The organism is Salinimicrobium maris (assembly GCF_049680855.1).
Lineage (GTDB): Bacteria > Bacteroidota > Bacteroidia > Flavobacteriales > Flavobacteriaceae > Salinimicrobium.
The window spans coordinates 280,600-296,171 of record NZ_JBMPGS010000003.1 but is presented as its reverse complement, the minus strand read 5'-3'; the positions used below and the strand labels follow the sequence as shown (position 1 = coordinate 296,171).

Here is a 15,572-nt window from a genome sequence, read left to right as displayed (position 1 = left end):
GATAGCACCATTATTATGGCTAGAAACAATGATAAGAATACAGTACAGAGGTTTAACAAGATCTCTATTGGTTTAGCTTCACCTGAGTCTATTTTGGCTGAGTCTCGTGGGGAAGTTTTAAAGCCGGAAACTATCAATTATCGTACACATAAACCTGAGCGTGACGGACTTTTCTGTGAGCGTATTTTTGGTCCTGTAAAGGATTATGAATGTGCTTGTGGTAAATATAAAAGAATCCGTTATAAGGGGATCGTTTGCGATAGGTGTGGTGTAGAGGTAACCGAAAAGAAAGTACGTAGAGACCGCGTGGGGCATATCAACCTGGTAGTTCCTGTTGCGCACATCTGGTATTTCCGTTCGTTACCAAACAAGATTGGATACCTGCTTGGTCTTCCTTCCAAAAAGTTGGATATGATCATATACTACGAAAGATATGTAGTAATTCAGCCGGGTATTGCCAAGAATGAAGAGGGAGAACCTTTAAAGAAAATGGATTTCCTTACTGAAGAAGAATACCTGAATATCCTGGATACTCTTCCGCAGGAAAACCTTTATTTGGATGACAACGATCCAAATAAATTTATCGCAAAAATGGGGGCAGAATGTCTTATTGAAATTCTGCAACGTATAGATCTTGATTCACTTTCTTATGAATTAAGACACAAAGCAAATAACGAAACTTCAAAACAACGTAAGACTGAAGCTCTTAAGAGACTTCAGGTTGTAGAGGCGCTTCGTGATGCAAACAAGAACCGCGAGAACCGTCCGGAATGGATGATTATGAAAGTAATCCCAATCATTCCGCCGGAATTACGTCCTTTGGTGCCACTTGATGGTGGACGTTTCGCAACTTCAGATTTGAACGATCTTTACCGTCGTGTAATTATTCGTAACAACCGTTTGAAGAGATTAATGGAGATCAAAGCTCCTGAAGTAATTCTTCGTAACGAAAAACGTATGCTGCAGGAATCTGTGGATTCGTTGTTCGACAACACAAGAAAATCTTCAGCAGTAAAAACAGATTCAAACAGGCCGCTTAAATCACTTTCAGATTCATTGAAAGGTAAGCAGGGACGTTTCCGTCAAAACTTACTTGGTAAGCGTGTGGATTATTCTGCTCGTTCGGTAATTGTTGTTGGTCCGGAATTAAAATTGTTTGAATGTGGTCTTCCAAAGAACATGGCAGCCGAGCTTTACAAGCCTTTCGTGATCAGAAAGTTGATCGAAAGAGGTATTGTGAAAACTGTAAAATCTGCTAAAAAGATTATAGATAAAAAAGAGCCTGTAGTATGGGATATTCTTGAAAATGTTTTAAAAGGACACCCTGTATTGCTTAACCGTGCTCCTACGCTTCACCGATTGGGTATACAGGCATTCCAGCCTAAACTTATTGAAGGGAAAGCGATACAGTTGCATCCATTGGTTTGTACTGCATTCAACGCCGATTTCGATGGTGACCAGATGGCAGTTCACTTACCTCTTGGACCTGAAGCAATTTTGGAAGCACAGCTTCTAATGTTGGCTTCTCACAACATTTTGAACCCTGCAAACGGATCTCCGGTTACAGTACCATCTCAGGATATGGTTTTGGGTCTTTATTATATGACCAAACCTAGAAAATCTACTCCAGAAGTTCCTGTGAAAGGTGAAGGATTGACTTTTTATTCTGCGGAAGAAGTGAACATCGCTTACAACCAGAAGAAAGTAGATCTTAATGCTATTATCAAGATACGCGCAAAAGATTTTAACGAAGCAGGTGAGCTTGTATATCAAATCATTGAAACTACTGTAGGTAGAGTATTGTTCAACCAGACAGTTCCTGAAAAAGCAGGTTACATTAATGAGGTACTAACCAAAAAGTCACTTCGTGATATTATTGGTAATATCCTGAAAGTAACCAGCGTACCTGAAACTGCAGAATTCCTTGATCAGATCAAAGGACTTGGATATGGATTCGCATTTAGAGGTGGACTGTCTTTCAGCTTAGGTGATATTATTATTCCTGAAGAGAAGCAGTCTATGATTGCTGAAGCCAACGAGCAGGTGGAAGGTATTATAGGAAACTATAATATGGGTCTTATTACCAACAACGAGCGTTACAACCAGGTAATTGATATCTGGACGTCTACCAATGCCGGTCTAACCGAATTGGCAATGAAGCGTATTCGTGAGGATAACCAAGGGTTCAACTCTGTGTATATGATGCTTGACTCCGGTGCGAGGGGATCTAAAGAACAGATCCGTCAGTTAACCGGTATGCGAGGATTGATGGCGAAGCCTAAAAAATCCAACTCTGGTGGAGGGGAAATTATTGAGAACCCGATTCTTTCCAACTTTAAGGAAGGTCTTTCGATTCTTGAATACTTTATCTCTACTCACGGTGCACGTAAAGGTCTTGCCGATACGGCTCTTAAAACTGCCGATGCAGGTTATTTGACCCGTCGTCTCGTAGATGTTTCACAGGATGTAATTGTAAATGAAGAAGATTGTGGAACTTTAAGAGGAGTAGATGTTGCTCCATTGAAAAAGAATGAAGAGATCGTGGAATCTCTTGGAGAGAGAATTCTTGGTAGAACGGCGTTACACGATGTGTACGATCCTATCACCAATGAATTACTTGTTTCTTCGGGAGAGGAGATCGATGAAGATTGTGTTAAGAAAATTACCAACGCCCCAATTGAAAGCGTGGAAGTACGTTCAGCACTTGCATGTGAAGCCAAAAAGGGTATTTGTGTGAAATGTTATGGCCGTAACCTTGCAACCGGTAAAACGGTTCAGAAAGGTGAAGCGGTTGGAGTTGTAGCTGCCCAGTCTATTGGAGAACCGGGTACACAGCTTACCTTGCGTACCTTCCACGTGGGTGGTATTGCAGGAAACATTTCTGAAGAAAATAAATTGATCGCCAAGTTCAACGGGGTTGCAGAGATTGAAGATCTTAAAACCGTTCAGGGAGAAGCTCCCGACGGTGGTGAGGCAGAAATCGTGATCTCCAGGACTTCAGAATTAAAACTGAAAGATCCTAAATCTGGAATCGTGCTGAGTACAAGCAACATTCCATATGGTTCACAACTATTCATCAAGAATGGAGATACTATTTCCAAAGATGACGTTGTTTGCCAATGGGATCCATATAACGGGGTGATCATTTCAGAATTTGCCGGTAAGATCCGTTACGAGAATATCGAACAGGGTGTTACTTACCAGGTAGAAATTGATGAGCAGACAGGATTCCAGGAAAAAGTGATTTCTGAATCTAGAAACAAAAAGCTTATCCCAACTTTACAGATCTTAGGTAAGAAGGATGAAGTGATTCGTTCTTATAACCTTCCGGTTGGAGCTCACCTTATGGTAGACAACGACGAGAAGATCAAGGTAGGGAAGATCCTTGTGAAGATTCCGCGTAAATCATCTAAGTCTGGTGACATTACCGGTGGTCTTCCACGTGTAACCGAGCTATTCGAAGCGCGTAACCCGTCTAACCCTGCTGTAGTAAGTGAAATTGATGGTGTTGTTTCCTTCGGAAAAATCAAGCGTGGTAACCGTGAGATCATCGTTGAATCTAAACTGGGAGAAGTTAAGAAGTATCTTGTGAAACTTTCTAACCAGATCCTGGTTCAGGAGAACGATTATGTTCGTGCAGGTATGCCGCTTTCTGATGGTTCTGTAACTCCTGAAGATATTTTGAGTATCAAAGGACCAAGTGCTGTACAACAGTATCTTGTGAATGAAGTGCAGGAAGTTTACCGACTACAAGGGGTGAAGATCAATGATAAGCACTTTGAAGTAGTGGTGAGACAAATGATGCGTAAAGTAAGAGTGGTAGATCCGGGAGATACTATTTTCCTCGAGAACCAGCTGGTTCATAAATCAGATTTCATCGAAGAAAATGATGCAATTTTTGGAATGAAAGTGGTAGATGACGCCGGTGACTCCGAAAATTTAAAACCTGGACAAATTGTTTCTCCTAGAGAACTAAGAGATGAAAACTCTCTGTTAAGAAGGGAAGACAAGAATCTTGTAACTGCAAGAGACGTGACTGCCGCAACTGCGACACCGGTTCTTCAGGGTATTACAAGAGCGTCACTTCAAACCAAGTCATTTATCTCGGCAGCTTCCTTCCAGGAAACTACAAAAGTACTGAACGAAGCAGCGGTAAGTGGTAAAGTTGATACACTTGAAGGACTTAAAGAAAATGTTATTGTAGGACATAGAATTCCTGCCGGTACCGGTATGAGAGAATATGATGACATCATTGTAGGTTCTAAAGAAGAATTTGACGAAATGCTTGAGAAAAAGCAGGAAGTAAATTATAACTAAGAATAAATCTCAGGGCTGCAATTGTGGCCCTGATTTTTATTAAGGCCTTTAAATCCCGATAATCATCGGGATTTTTCTATTTTTATGAATGAATAAAATATTATACTATTATGAGTGAAGAGAAAAAATCCAAAAAAGGACAGATAAATATAGAACTGGATGAAAAAGTGGCCGAAGGCACCTATTCCAATCTGGCGATCATTAACCATTCAGTTTCCGAATTCGTAGTTGACTTTGTAAGCATCATGCCAGGCACTCCCAAGAGCAAAGTGAAGTCCAGGATCATTCTTACCCCGCAGCACGCCAAAAGGTTGCTAAAAGCCCTTGGGGACAACGTTAAACGTTTTGAAAAAGCACATGGCGAGATAAAAGATTACGAACAGGCTCCATTGCCGTTAAATTTTGGACCTACAGGACAGGCCTAATCTTTCAAAAATGACATTTCACGACTATTTTTTGAAATGTATTTGAAAAGTGACCAGCAACAAACCCGGAAATCTATTTTCGGGTTTTTTCATCTGATTCTGTATGAAAATAAGAAAATACGAAGCTAAAGACCGGCAGGCATTAATAAATATCCTGAGACTAAATACGCCTGAATTCTTTGTTCCTTCCGAAGAACAGGATTTCTTGCAATATTTAGAGCGTGATTCGCAGAATTATTTTATTATTGAAGAAGCTAAGACGATAATTGGTTCAGGCGGATTCAATTACGGCTTTGAAAATGGGAAAACAGCGAGAATTTCCTGGGGAATGATTCATCCCGAATGGCATGGCAAAGGCGTGGGTACAAAACTTACACGTTATAGAATTGGAGAAATAAAAAAGAATTGGGAGATAAGCAAGATCCAGGTAAGAACAACGCAGGTGGTGTACAGGTTCTATGAAAAGCAGGGTTTCCTACTTGAAAAGATTGAAAAAGATTACTGGGCACCGGGATTTGATCTTTATCAAATGAAAATCGATATAGAAAGATCCGAAAGTGCAGAAAATAGATTTTTATAACCATATTTTAAACTAAAACGAAACCAACAAGCCTTATGAAAATTTTTATCAGATTATTTTTTGCTATGTTTCTGCTTTTACAAAGTTGCGCAACCGATCAGGAATGCGAGGATTTGTCATGTACTACCCCGCCAGTTTCTTTCATTTTTGAATTAGTTGACAGTGCTACAGGTGAAAATCTATTTACCAATGGAACCTATACACCCTCACAGATAGAAATCAATAATTTAAATGATGATGACAATATAGCCTATACTTTTATTGATGAAAATGAGGTGAATTTAATTCAAATTGCTTCCATAGGATGGGAATCAGGAGTGACAAATATTGCACTTGAACTGGATTCTGAAAGAATGGTTACATTATACGTTGATGCAGAAAGGGTAACCGACGATTGCTGTAATTTTACGAGATATAATGAGGTAAGAATCGAGACAGAATTTGGACTTGATGAGCAGGATGGGGTTTATAGAATTCTCGTAGATTAAGATGGTACTTTTTATTCGGTGAAATATATATTTTTAGGTTTAGCGTTAATTTTTTGCGGTGGTGCTGTAAATGGCCAATCCATCAAAAACCACTCTTTACAGGATACTGTTCAGTCTGGTGAAATTACGGGATCAAATGAAAAGGATGAGGCTCAAATCATCTTGCATTACAATAACGGCAGAAGATTTGATCAGGCTGAAAAGTACAAGGATGCCATTGCAGAGTATTCAAAAAGCATTGATCACGACACCTTGTTTGTTCAGGGATATTTTGCCAGGGGAACGGCAAAAATAAACGATTCTCAATACGGGTCCGCAATTCAAGATTTTGACAAAGTACTTGAGCTAAAACCTAAGTACGGCAAAGCCTATGTCTACAGGTCCTTTGCCAGGATGAAGAAATATCGAAATTCGAAATCACCTTCAAACACAACTGCGGTTACATTTAAAACAGAATTATACAGAACACCACCCATCGCGTCATACCATGGAAGAAAGCTGACAAAAGCCGAGAAGAAAAAAGTCTGTAAGGATTACGAAAAAGGGCTTTTATTAAGCAAAGAAAAATCTTCTTTGGAGGAAATTCTTCAAGCTCTCTGTTTAGAAGAATGATCAGCAGAAGAAAAACTTCGAAATACTTCTTATTCTGAACAAAAAAGCAAGAAAAGAAGGAGTTTTAAGAAATTGGACAATATTCCTGTATTTATTAGGTTAAATAGAAAGAGTATTTAAAAAATCTATAATTTCAACGCCGCATTAACTTTTTCTAAAATGGCAGATCGCATAAAAACCTACAGCGAATTCTACAAGTTCTACCTCACCGAGCATCAGAATAAAATCAGCCGAATATTACATTTTACAGGAACATTTCTCGTTTTTGTGCTGTTGTTCCTGGCAATTTTTTACGGCTGGGGATGGGAATGGATCTTTTTTCCGCTTGTAGGTTACGGCTTCGCCTGGATAGGTCATGCTTTCTTTGAGAAGAACAAACCTGCCACCTTCCAATATCCACTTTGGAGCCTCATTTCAGATTTTAAATTATTTTTCGAACTCCTCTTCGGAAGGAAAAGTTTTGACTCCCGAAAGGATTAGAAAATGATCAAAAAAGCTTTTCTTCTTTTCTTCCTTGTAGGTAGTATACCATCATTTGCTCAGGAAACCGCGCTTCTAAAGGGAAAAATTCATTCAGATTCTGACCTTTCTGATATTTACATCAATATCATAAATATTACCCGCGAAACCGGAACCGTAAATGCTCCTTCGGGGGAATTTGAAATCGAGGCGGCGGTGAATGACAGTCTGCTGTTTTCTTCGGTGCAGTACGAATCTGTAAAAGTAACAGTTTCAGAAGAAGTCTTTAAAAACGGCTTTTTGAATATCTGGTTGAAGGAGAATGTCAACGAACTGGCTGAAGTAAAGATCAGTAATATTGATCTTTCAGGAAATTTAAAGGAAGATATTTCCAATATTCCTACATTTACGCAGGCAGATATGGGTTTTGGTATGTCTGATAAACCTTTGCCAACTTCCATTGAGCGAAAACTGTTCACAGCTGGCGGGGTACAAAAACGAGGTCAGGTGACGGTAAGCCTTGATGGGATTTTAAATACCCTTAACGGAAAGATCAAGATGCTGCAAAAAGCAAAAGAGAACCAGGATCTGGACAATCTTGTAATTGACGGGATGAATGCTTTACCTGAAAAATTCTTTGTGATAGACCTCAAGATTCCGCAGACAGAAATCAAGAATTTTGTCTATTTCTGTACAGAAACTTCCGGTTTTAAGAACCTGCTTCGGAAGGAAAAACTCCTCGAGCTTATTGAATTTTACCAAAGAAAAGCTCCTGTTTTTCTTGAGGAAAGAATGGGAAAATAAATCCCAAAAATGTCATTTTTGGGACTTATTCCATAAATTATTATAATTATTCCTGTTTAAAATTCTGAAGTAAAATGGAATTTAATAGATGGATATTTCTGTTGCGTCATTTGAAGCGAAAAAGCAGAATCTGCCAAAAATACCAACTGTCCCTGTTTGTCTTTTGCTAAAAATTTGGATTTTACTCTTTTAAAATCTAAAAATTCTTCGTTTTTCGGGTCATTTGGTTCCACCCAGCAGGCTTTATGAACGTTCAGGTTTTCGTAGGTACATTTTGCGCCATATTCGTGCTCCAGCCTGTACTGAATTACCTCAAACTGCAGGGCGCCTACAGTTCCAATCACCTTTCGGCCATTCAATTCCAGAGTAAAAAGCTGCGCGACTCCTTCATCCATTAATTGATCGATCCCTTTTTCCAGTTGTTTGGACTTCATGGGATCGGCGTTGTTAATGTACCGGAAATGTTCCGGTGAAAAACTTGGAATTCCGCGGTATTGCAAATTTTCTCCTTCGGTAAGCGTATCGCCAATTTTAAAGTTACCGGTATCGTGAAGCCCCACGATATCTCCGGGATAAGATACATCTACAATTTCCTTTTTTTCAGCAAAAAAGGCATTTGGGCTGGAGAATTTTAATTTTTTATTGTGACGTACGTGCAGGTAAGGCGTGTTTCTTTCAAATTTTCCGGAAACAATTTTTATAAAAGCCAGCCTGTCCCGGTGTTTAGGATCCATATTTGCGTGGATCTTGAAAACAAAACCGGTAAAATCTTTTTCATCGGGTTGTACCTTTCTCGTGTCACTGTCTTTAGCCCGTGGAGTGGGTGCAATCTTAATGAAGCAATCCAGCAACTCACGTACTCCAAAATTATTAAGCGCAGATCCGAAGAATACCGGTTGCAGATTTCCGTCGAGGTACGCCTGTTTATCAAATTCAGGATAAACTCCCTGCGCCAGCTCCAATTCGTCCCGCAAGGTATCGGCAGCTTTGTTGCCAATCAGCTCATCGAGTTCTTCTGAAGACAGATCTGAAATTTCCACCGTTTCCTCAATATCTTTTCTCGGGTCTCCGGTAAAAAGGTTCACGTTCTGTTCCCAGATGTTGTAGATCCCTTTAAAATCATAACCCATTCCAATTGGGAAGCTTAAAGGAGTAACCGTAAGATTTAATTTTTGTTCTATTTCGTCCAGCAATTCAAAAGCATCTTTTCCCTCACGGTCAAGCTTATTGATAAAAACGATCATGGGAATATTCCGCATGCGGCAGACTTCCACGAGCTTTTCGGTTTGCTCTTCAACCCCTTTTGCAACGTCAATTACCACAATAACGCTGTCAACTGCAGTTAAGGTTCTAAAAGTATCTTCAGCAAAATCCTTGTGACCGGGAGTATCGAGAATGTTGATCTTAATATCCTTGTATTCAAAACCAAGCACCGAAGTTGCAACAGAAATCCCTCTTTGGCGTTCAATCTCCATAAAGTCACTGGTCGCGCCTTTTTTGATCTTGTTAGATTTTACGGCGCCGGCTTCCTGGATCGCCCCTCCAAAGAGCAACAGCTTTTCGGTAAGGGTGGTTTTACCGGCATCAGGGTGAGAGATGATTCCGAAGGTTCGTCTTCGCTTGATTTCTTCTGAAAATTTCATAGTACAATTTAAGGCTGCAAAGATAATTAAATGTAATTGATTTAAGGGTTTCCGTTTAACCGAGATTAGATGGTTTTCATGAATGCCCGTGTGTATAATTCGGCCATGTTTTCGTACTTTTGAGCTTCAAAATTTGAAATGGAAGAAGAAAAAGTTATACTGGTCAACGAGAAAGATGAGCAAATAGGATTAATGCCCAAGATGGAAGCTCATGAAAAGGCGCTGCTGCACAGGGCTTTTTCGGTTTTTGTGTTTAATGAGAATAACGAGCTTATGATCCAGCAAAGGGCGTTGGGGAAATATCATTCCCCCGGCCTCTGGACCAACACCTGCTGCAGCCATCAGCGGGAAGGAGAGAGCAATATTGCTGCCGGAAAAAGAAGGCTGCAGGAAGAAATGGGCTTTTCAACAGATCTTAAGGACACCATTTCCTTTATTTATAAAGCTCCTTTTGATAATGGCCTTACCGAACATGAGTTTGATCACATTCTCGTAGGTAATTTTACCGGGGAACCAAATCTTAATCCCGATGAAGTAGCAGCCTGGAAATGGGTTTCTTTAGAAGACCTGCAGAAGGATATGGCTGAGAATCCTGAGATTTATACCGAATGGTTTAAAATCATTTTTGATAAGTACTATAAACACATTAGCTAATGAAGGTCACCGTAAACAGAAAAGCTCATTTTAATGCCGCGCATCGGCTCTTCCAAAAGGACTGGAGTGATGAAAAGAATATGGAAGTGTTTGGAAAATGCAGTAATCCAAATTATCATGGGCATAATTATGAACTTATAGTTGCTGTTACCGGTGAAATTGATGAGGAAACAGGTTTTGTAATGGATCTAAAGAAGTTAAAAGATCTTATTTACGAAGAGGTGGAAGTTCCTTTTGATCATAAAAACCTGAATGTGGAGGTGCCTGAATTTAGAAATCTTAATCCCACGGCAGAGAATATTTCCATCGTGATTTGGAGAAAGCTAAGGGAAAAGCTGGCAGCACGCCTTGAGCTTGAGGTAACATTATATGAAACGCCACGAAATTTTGTCACTTTTAAAGGCTGAAAAAATTTTTTCCTGAAAGTGTTGTTGAGTCGGGAAAAAACGTAAATTCGCAGCTGATAAAATCTTGCATTGAAAATGGCAAACAGAAGAACACTTAAAAGGGATATCAATTACGTAATGGGTGATATTATTGAAGCAGCTTACCTGCATCAGGTTGCAAACCCAGACGAAGATCCCACAAAATCTGAAGCGATTGTTGATGAAGCAATTTCAGATTTTGATGAGTTGATCGCAAAAATGAATCAAAAAGATGTTGAAAATAAGCAACAACATTTTAAATCAATACAAAAGGAACTGGAAGCTAAAGCCACTGTTTTAGTAGAGAAAGTGAATTCTTTGTAAATAATACTGGCCGATGTAGCTCAGCTGGCTAGAGCAGCTGATTTGTAATCAGCAGGTCGTGGGTTCGAGTCCCTCCATCGGCTCTAAATTAAAAGCTTCCCTTTGGAAGCTTTTTTGTTGACCTGAAACGAGGGACAAGAAGCCAGCAAAAACCCCATTCAAAATACCCTTTTTGGAACCCTGTACATATTCCTCCGCCTCGAGGAAGAATTAGGGTTTGTCTTGTGGATTAGGCCTGTATGTGCTAATGCACGGCCTCCAGCTGTAAAATTTGTGAAGTATCCTTTTGAACGGCAAGAAATTCCTCTTTGTGATTTTCGACATCCTTATTCCAGAAAGGTATCATGTCAGAAAGTTTTTCTTCCCAGTCTTTGCTTTTTAATTTTTCCGGAAACACGATTTCCAGTACGTCCAGCATAATTTTTACTGCTACTGATGCTCCCGGTGAGGCACCAAGAAGTGCTGTTATAGAGCCATCTTTATTATGAATCACATCTGTTCCAAATTCCAGGACACCGCCCTGTTCTTTGTCCCTTTTAATGATTTGTACCCGTTGCCCTGCTACCTGTAGTTCCCAGTCTTCAGGTTTGGCATCTTTAATAAATGCCCGTAGCTCTTCAACCCTGTCTGAGTGGCTCATACTTACCTGCTCAATGAGGTACTTTGTAAGATCAAGATTGTGCCAAAAGACACCCCACATTGAAGGGATGTTCTTTAAATTAATAGATTTTGGAAGATCTGTGCGGGAGCCTTCTTTTAAAAATTTCGTGCTAAAGCCCGCAAAAGGGCCAAACATAAGCTCTTTTTTGCCATTGATGTAGCGAGTATCAAGGTGCGGCACAGACATTGGCGGAGTGCCAACGCCAGCTTTGCTGTAGACCTTTCCGTCGTGCTGCTTTATAATTTCCTCATTCTTGCAGAATAACCACTGTCCGCTAATAGGAAATCCGCCGTAACCGTCTTTTTCGTTGATTTCCACCTTTTGAAGCAGGGGTAGTGCGCCGCCACCGGCACCTATGAATACATGCTCTGCATCATAATACTTTTTATCTCCTGTGTTGCGATCCCTCACTTCCATAAGCCATTCAGCCTGCCTTCCGGGATCAACATCAAGTACTTCGTGCTGAGTTAAAACAGGAACATCAAATTCATTTTTTAATATCTCCAGGTATTGCTTTGTGAGGCTGCCAAAATTGACGCTGGTTCCCAGTTCCATTCGGGTGGCTGCCATTCTTTCACCGCCATCACGATTTTCCATGATGAGTGGAAACCACTTTTTCAGAATTTCATGATCTTCGGAAAATTCCATGTTTTCGAACATAAAATGAGAAGTCATGGCTTCATATCTCTTCTTCAGAAAAATTGAATTTCTTTCTCCCGGAACCCATGCGTGATGCGGATTTGTATGGATAAACGACTGCGGATCCTTGATCATTCCGTTTTTTACCAGGTACGACCAGAATTGTTTTGAAATTTCAAATTCTTCAAAGATCCTTTTTGCCTTGGAGATATCAATACTGCCGTCTTCTTTTTCGGGAGTGTAATTGAGCTCGCAAAAAGCCGAATGTCCCGTTCCTGCATTATTTGGTGCAGCCGAGCTTTCCTGCGCCACTTCATCCAGTCTTTCAAAAATGATGATTTTAAGATTGGGGTCAAGTAGTTTCAGCATTAAAGAAAGCGTGGCACTCATGATGCCACCACCTACGCAAATAAAATCGTATTCCTTATCAATTTTTACTTTTTTGGACATATGCTGGTTTTTTCCCAAATTAGAAAAATCCTCTCCCATATGCTCCTAAGAAAATATTAAACCTTTAGACGGCTGGCATTTGAAAAAAATTATCCCGCGCAAAGGCGGGATATGAAAGTCGCCAAAAATGGCATTTTTTAAAGGTTTTCTTCGGAAGACTCGCTGGAAACTTCATTTAATTTCTCCATCTTCCTTCTTTCCTTCAGGAACTCTGAAAGGCTTTGCCCGTATTTAGAATCTTTAATTTCGGGAGAGAGCGATTTGTAAATGGTGTCCAGGTATTTGATGTTTGCATCGTAAACTTCAGAAATAGCGAGGTATGGAGCTACTTCCATGTCTTTGTTGTTGATGGCAAAATTTACAGTGTATAAATATCTTCTCTTGATGAGGCCTTCATATTCCTCATTTGCGGCCTGCATGGCTTCTTCGTTTTCTTCCTGTTGTGCCTGGAGGTTGGCCTGGATAAGCTCCAGATTCCTGTCGTTGAACCTTTTCATCATTTTGCGGTAATCTGCCAGCTTCTCCTGGTTTTTTGAACCCTCTATAACAGCATCGGCTTCAAAATTCTTTAAGGAAGTATTAATGGTCATCTCATCCGGTTCAGCGAAAAAGGTGATGCGGTCATTATATTCTGATCCATCTACTTTATCGAGGTAAAGGTAATACACCTGCGGACTTTCAATATATGTTTCAAAGTTAAAAACAGGATCTCCTTCCACCTTAACAGAGTCTATTGAAACCAGGGTGGTATCTTCAATTTTTTGAAGGTACAAAGTCCCTTTTTTAAGACCTTCTACTTTTCCATTGATGCTAAGATTTGTCTCTTCGCTTGAACATGCGGCAAGACATAAAATACTAATTAAAAATAAGCTGAATTTTTTCATTTTTTTGAGATAGGTAATCGGGGGCAAATATGACAAAAAAATCTCTTTTTTCACTATGCAGCCGAAGCCATTTGCATTAAAATAGTACATAAGATAGCGCCATAAGTTCCCACGACGTATCCAAATACTGCAAGGAGAACTCCCACGGTGGCGAGAGAAGGGTGAAAAGCTGCTGCTACCACTGGAGCCGAAGCAGCCCCTCCCACGTTGGCCTGGCTTCCCACTGCCAGGAAAAAATAAGGAGCTTTAATAAGCTTGGCAACTCCTATTAGAAGTCCGGCGTGAATGGCCATCCAAACCAAACCTATGGCAATCAAGCCCGGGTTTTCAAAAACCATCTCAAGATCCATTTTCATACCAATGGTGGCGACAAGAATGTATATGAAAATGCTTCCCAGTTTACTGGCACCGGCGCCTTCGTATTCTTTTGCTTTTGTAAAAGAAAGTGCGATCCCAATGGCTGTCGCTATGGTGATCATCCAGAAAAAGGTTGAAGAAAAGGATGACATTGCAGACTTGCTGTCATTGATTGCATCAAAATTAGCAGAAAGGAATGCAGATATAACTTCGGAACCCCAATGTGCGATTCCCACGGCACCAAAAGCAATAGCCAGCATGATCATATAATCTGCAAGGGAGGGATTCCTGGTAACACTTTCAGCATAGGCTGAAACTTTTTCTTTTAATTTTGTAATTGCACTGGTGTCAGATCTTAACCAGTTATCAATTCGATCACTTTTTCCTATTCCCATTAAAACAATGGCCATCCACAGGTTGGCTACTACGATATCTACGAGTACCATACCACCATACCTTTCAGGATTATATTCGTAGATTTCAAGCATGGCTGCCTGGTTGGCACCACCGCCAATCCAGCTTCCGGCAAGGGTAGACAAGCCACGCCATATAGCATTAGGACCAACGCCACCTACTGTTTCAGGAGAAATGGCCGAAATGAGAAGAATGGCTAACGGGCCGCCTATTACGATTCCAATTGTTCCTGTAAAGAACATAATAAGTGCTTTTGGCCCAAGATTGAAAATGGCTTTAAGATCGATACTCAAAGTCATAAGCACCAAAGATGCCGGTAAAAGATAACGACTGGCAACAAAATAAAGTTGAGAAGTAGAATCTGAAATTATGCCAAGGGAATTAAGAATGGCAGGAAGGAGGTAGCACATTAATAGTGCAGGTACGACCTTGTAAAATTTACTCCAGAATCCTGTTTTTTTGGATGATGTGAGAAATACGAAACCCAGTGACAACATTAATAGTCCGAAGACGATTGCATCATTGGTGAATACAGGGGTGCTTTCCATGTTTAATAGCTTAAGAGCGGCAAAATACAATTTTTCTTAAACTCTTATAAGAGGACGGAAAGGTTTAAGAAAGGTCGAATAACTTTTGAAGGCTTTTTGCTACCCCGTCTTCTTTTCCGTGCTGCGTAATCTCTTTGGCAATTTCAAGAATTTCAGGTTTTGCATTTTCAACAGCAATTCCCATTCCCACTGCTTTTAGCATTTCGTAATCATTAAAGTTATCCCCAAAAGCAATAACGTCTTCCAGGTTAAGGTGAAAATGATCATTTAGAAGAATATTTATACCGGTAAGTTTGGAAACTTCTTTGCTGGCAATTTCAAGATATGTAGGTTTGGAGCGGTATAAATGTAATTTTTCGCCGAAATTTTCAGAAAGATAGCGCGAGATTTTGTCTACCTGGTGTTCTTCGCCCATGCACATGATTTTATGAGCGCCCTTTGTTTCCTTTTGCCATTTATCAATTACCTCTACGGCAGGTCGAACTGTGGGAGCAACTTTGGTGTTATTTTTCTCCCGTTCTGCCCAATGATCCATTTTTGGGACATACCATTCATCATTGTGATATAAGCTCACATGACATTCCCCATTTTCATTGAATTTATGAAGCATTTCTACGGTAGACAGAGGAATTTCAGTAGAGTGCACCGTTTGGCCGTTTACTATGACGAGGCCGCCATTGTAACAAATGAGAGGCTGGTGCGCAATTTTAAGCTCATCCTGAAGGTGCCGCATGGCCTTGGGCATCCTGGAGGAGATCAATATAACCGGGACTTCTTTATCTAGTTGGTGAAAGACTTCTTTTGTAAGGGAGGACAGCTCTCTTTCTTTATTGAGTAAAGTACCGTCTATATCAGAAAATATGATTTTGTAACTCATTTTATAGCTGC

Annotated in this window: 15 protein-coding genes and 1 tRNA gene; 11 read left to right on the top strand and 5 right to left on the bottom strand. The window is 40.2% G+C overall.

Translation table 11 applies throughout. From position 1 onward, the window contains the following. The first annotated feature begins 15 nt into the window (after nucleotides 1–15). The 7 genes from rpoC (at nucleotide 16) to ACOV1Q_RS11765 (ending at nucleotide 7,685) form a co-directional block, all read left to right on the top strand. Nucleotides 16–4,317 (top strand): DNA-directed RNA polymerase subunit beta', encoded by a 4,302-nt coding sequence (rpoC, locus tag ACOV1Q_RS11795; RefSeq protein ID WP_424494598.1) that lies wholly within the window; start codon nucleotides 16–18, stop codon nucleotides 4,315–4,317. Nucleotides 4,318–4,427: 110 nt separating this feature from the next. Continuing rightward, nucleotides 4,428–4,742 (top strand): DUF3467 domain-containing protein, encoded by a 315-nt coding sequence (locus ACOV1Q_RS11790; protein ID WP_424494597.1) that lies wholly within the window; start codon nucleotides 4,428–4,430, stop codon nucleotides 4,740–4,742. A 103-nt stretch (nucleotides 4,743–4,845) separates the two neighbouring features. Further along, entirely contained in the window at nucleotides 4,846–5,322 is a 477-nt protein-coding gene (locus ACOV1Q_RS11785) for a GNAT family N-acetyltransferase (RefSeq protein WP_424494596.1), read from the top strand. Nucleotides 5,323–5,357: 35 nt separating this feature from the next. Continuing rightward, nucleotides 5,358–5,810 (top strand): hypothetical protein, encoded by a 453-nt coding sequence (locus ACOV1Q_RS11780; protein WP_424494595.1) that lies wholly within the window; start codon nucleotides 5,358–5,360, stop codon nucleotides 5,808–5,810. Nucleotides 5,811–5,828: 18 nt separating this feature from the next. After that, on the top strand, nucleotides 5,829–6,422 hold the full coding sequence (locus ACOV1Q_RS11775; RefSeq protein WP_424494594.1) for a tetratricopeptide repeat protein: 594 nt from the start codon (nucleotides 5,829–5,831) through the stop codon (nucleotides 6,420–6,422). A 159-nt stretch (nucleotides 6,423–6,581) separates the two neighbouring features. Continuing rightward, nucleotides 6,582–6,902 carry an Mpo1-like protein gene (locus tag ACOV1Q_RS11770; RefSeq protein ID WP_424494593.1) on the top strand — a complete coding sequence of 107 codons (321 nt, stop codon included), beginning with the start codon at nucleotides 6,582–6,584 and terminating at the stop codon, nucleotides 6,900–6,902. A 3-nt stretch (nucleotides 6,903–6,905) separates the two neighbouring features. After that, nucleotides 6,906–7,685, top strand: coding sequence for a hypothetical protein (locus tag ACOV1Q_RS11765; protein ID WP_424494592.1), 780 nt, complete (start codon nucleotides 6,906–6,908; stop codon nucleotides 7,683–7,685). Between the two features lie 56 nt (nucleotides 7,686–7,741). Here the strand turns inward: ACOV1Q_RS11765 and ACOV1Q_RS11760 are convergent, their stop codons facing one another. Then, nucleotides 7,742–9,328: a peptide chain release factor 3 gene (locus ACOV1Q_RS11760; RefSeq protein ID WP_424494591.1), complete on the bottom strand. Its 1,587-nt coding sequence runs from the start codon at nucleotides 9,326–9,328 to the stop codon at nucleotides 7,742–7,744. Nucleotides 9,329–9,466: 138 nt separating this feature from the next. Here ACOV1Q_RS11760 and idi point away from each other — a divergent pair, with 138 nt between their 5' ends. The 4 genes from idi (at nucleotide 9,467) to ACOV1Q_RS11740 (ending at nucleotide 10,814) form a co-directional block, all read left to right on the top strand. Then, nucleotides 9,467–9,982: an isopentenyl-diphosphate Delta-isomerase gene (gene idi / locus ACOV1Q_RS11755; protein ID WP_424494590.1), complete on the top strand. Its 516-nt coding sequence runs from the start codon at nucleotides 9,467–9,469 to the stop codon at nucleotides 9,980–9,982. Next, nucleotides 9,982–10,389 (top strand): 6-pyruvoyl trahydropterin synthase family protein, encoded by a 408-nt coding sequence (locus tag ACOV1Q_RS11750; protein ID WP_424494589.1) that lies wholly within the window; start codon nucleotides 9,982–9,984, stop codon nucleotides 10,387–10,389. The genes idi and ACOV1Q_RS11750 overlap by 1 nt, the downstream gene beginning before the upstream one ends. Before the next feature lie 75 nt (nucleotides 10,390–10,464). Continuing rightward, nucleotides 10,465–10,731 (top strand): hypothetical protein, encoded by a 267-nt coding sequence (locus ACOV1Q_RS11745; RefSeq protein WP_424494588.1) that lies wholly within the window; start codon nucleotides 10,465–10,467, stop codon nucleotides 10,729–10,731. Nucleotides 10,732–10,740: 9 nt separating this feature from the next. Further along, a tRNA-Thr gene (locus ACOV1Q_RS11740) sits at nucleotides 10,741–10,814 on the top strand. Between the two features lie 161 nt (nucleotides 10,815–10,975). On the opposite strand, the gene mqo is transcribed toward ACOV1Q_RS11740, so the two are convergent. From mqo to ACOV1Q_RS11720, 4 genes are all read right to left on the bottom strand, one after another. Then, nucleotides 10,976–12,481 (bottom strand): malate dehydrogenase (quinone), encoded by a 1,506-nt coding sequence (mqo, locus tag ACOV1Q_RS11735; protein ID WP_424494587.1) that lies wholly within the window; start codon nucleotides 12,479–12,481, stop codon nucleotides 10,976–10,978. A gap of 137 nt (nucleotides 12,482–12,618) precedes the next feature. Then, entirely contained in the window at nucleotides 12,619–13,365 is a 747-nt protein-coding gene (locus ACOV1Q_RS11730; protein ID WP_424494586.1) for a DUF4369 domain-containing protein, read from the bottom strand. Between the two features lie 53 nt (nucleotides 13,366–13,418). Then, a complete protein-coding gene (locus tag ACOV1Q_RS11725; protein WP_424494585.1) occupies nucleotides 13,419–14,684 on the bottom strand; it encodes a DUF819 family protein in 1,266 nt (421 codons plus the stop codon). A gap of 64 nt (nucleotides 14,685–14,748) precedes the next feature. After that, the gene (locus ACOV1Q_RS11720) at nucleotides 14,749–15,561 is read right to left on the bottom strand and encodes an HAD family hydrolase (protein ID WP_424494584.1); all 813 of its coding nucleotides are present in this window, start codon (nucleotides 15,559–15,561) and stop codon (nucleotides 14,749–14,751) included. Between the last annotated feature and the right edge of the window lie 11 nt (nucleotides 15,562–15,572).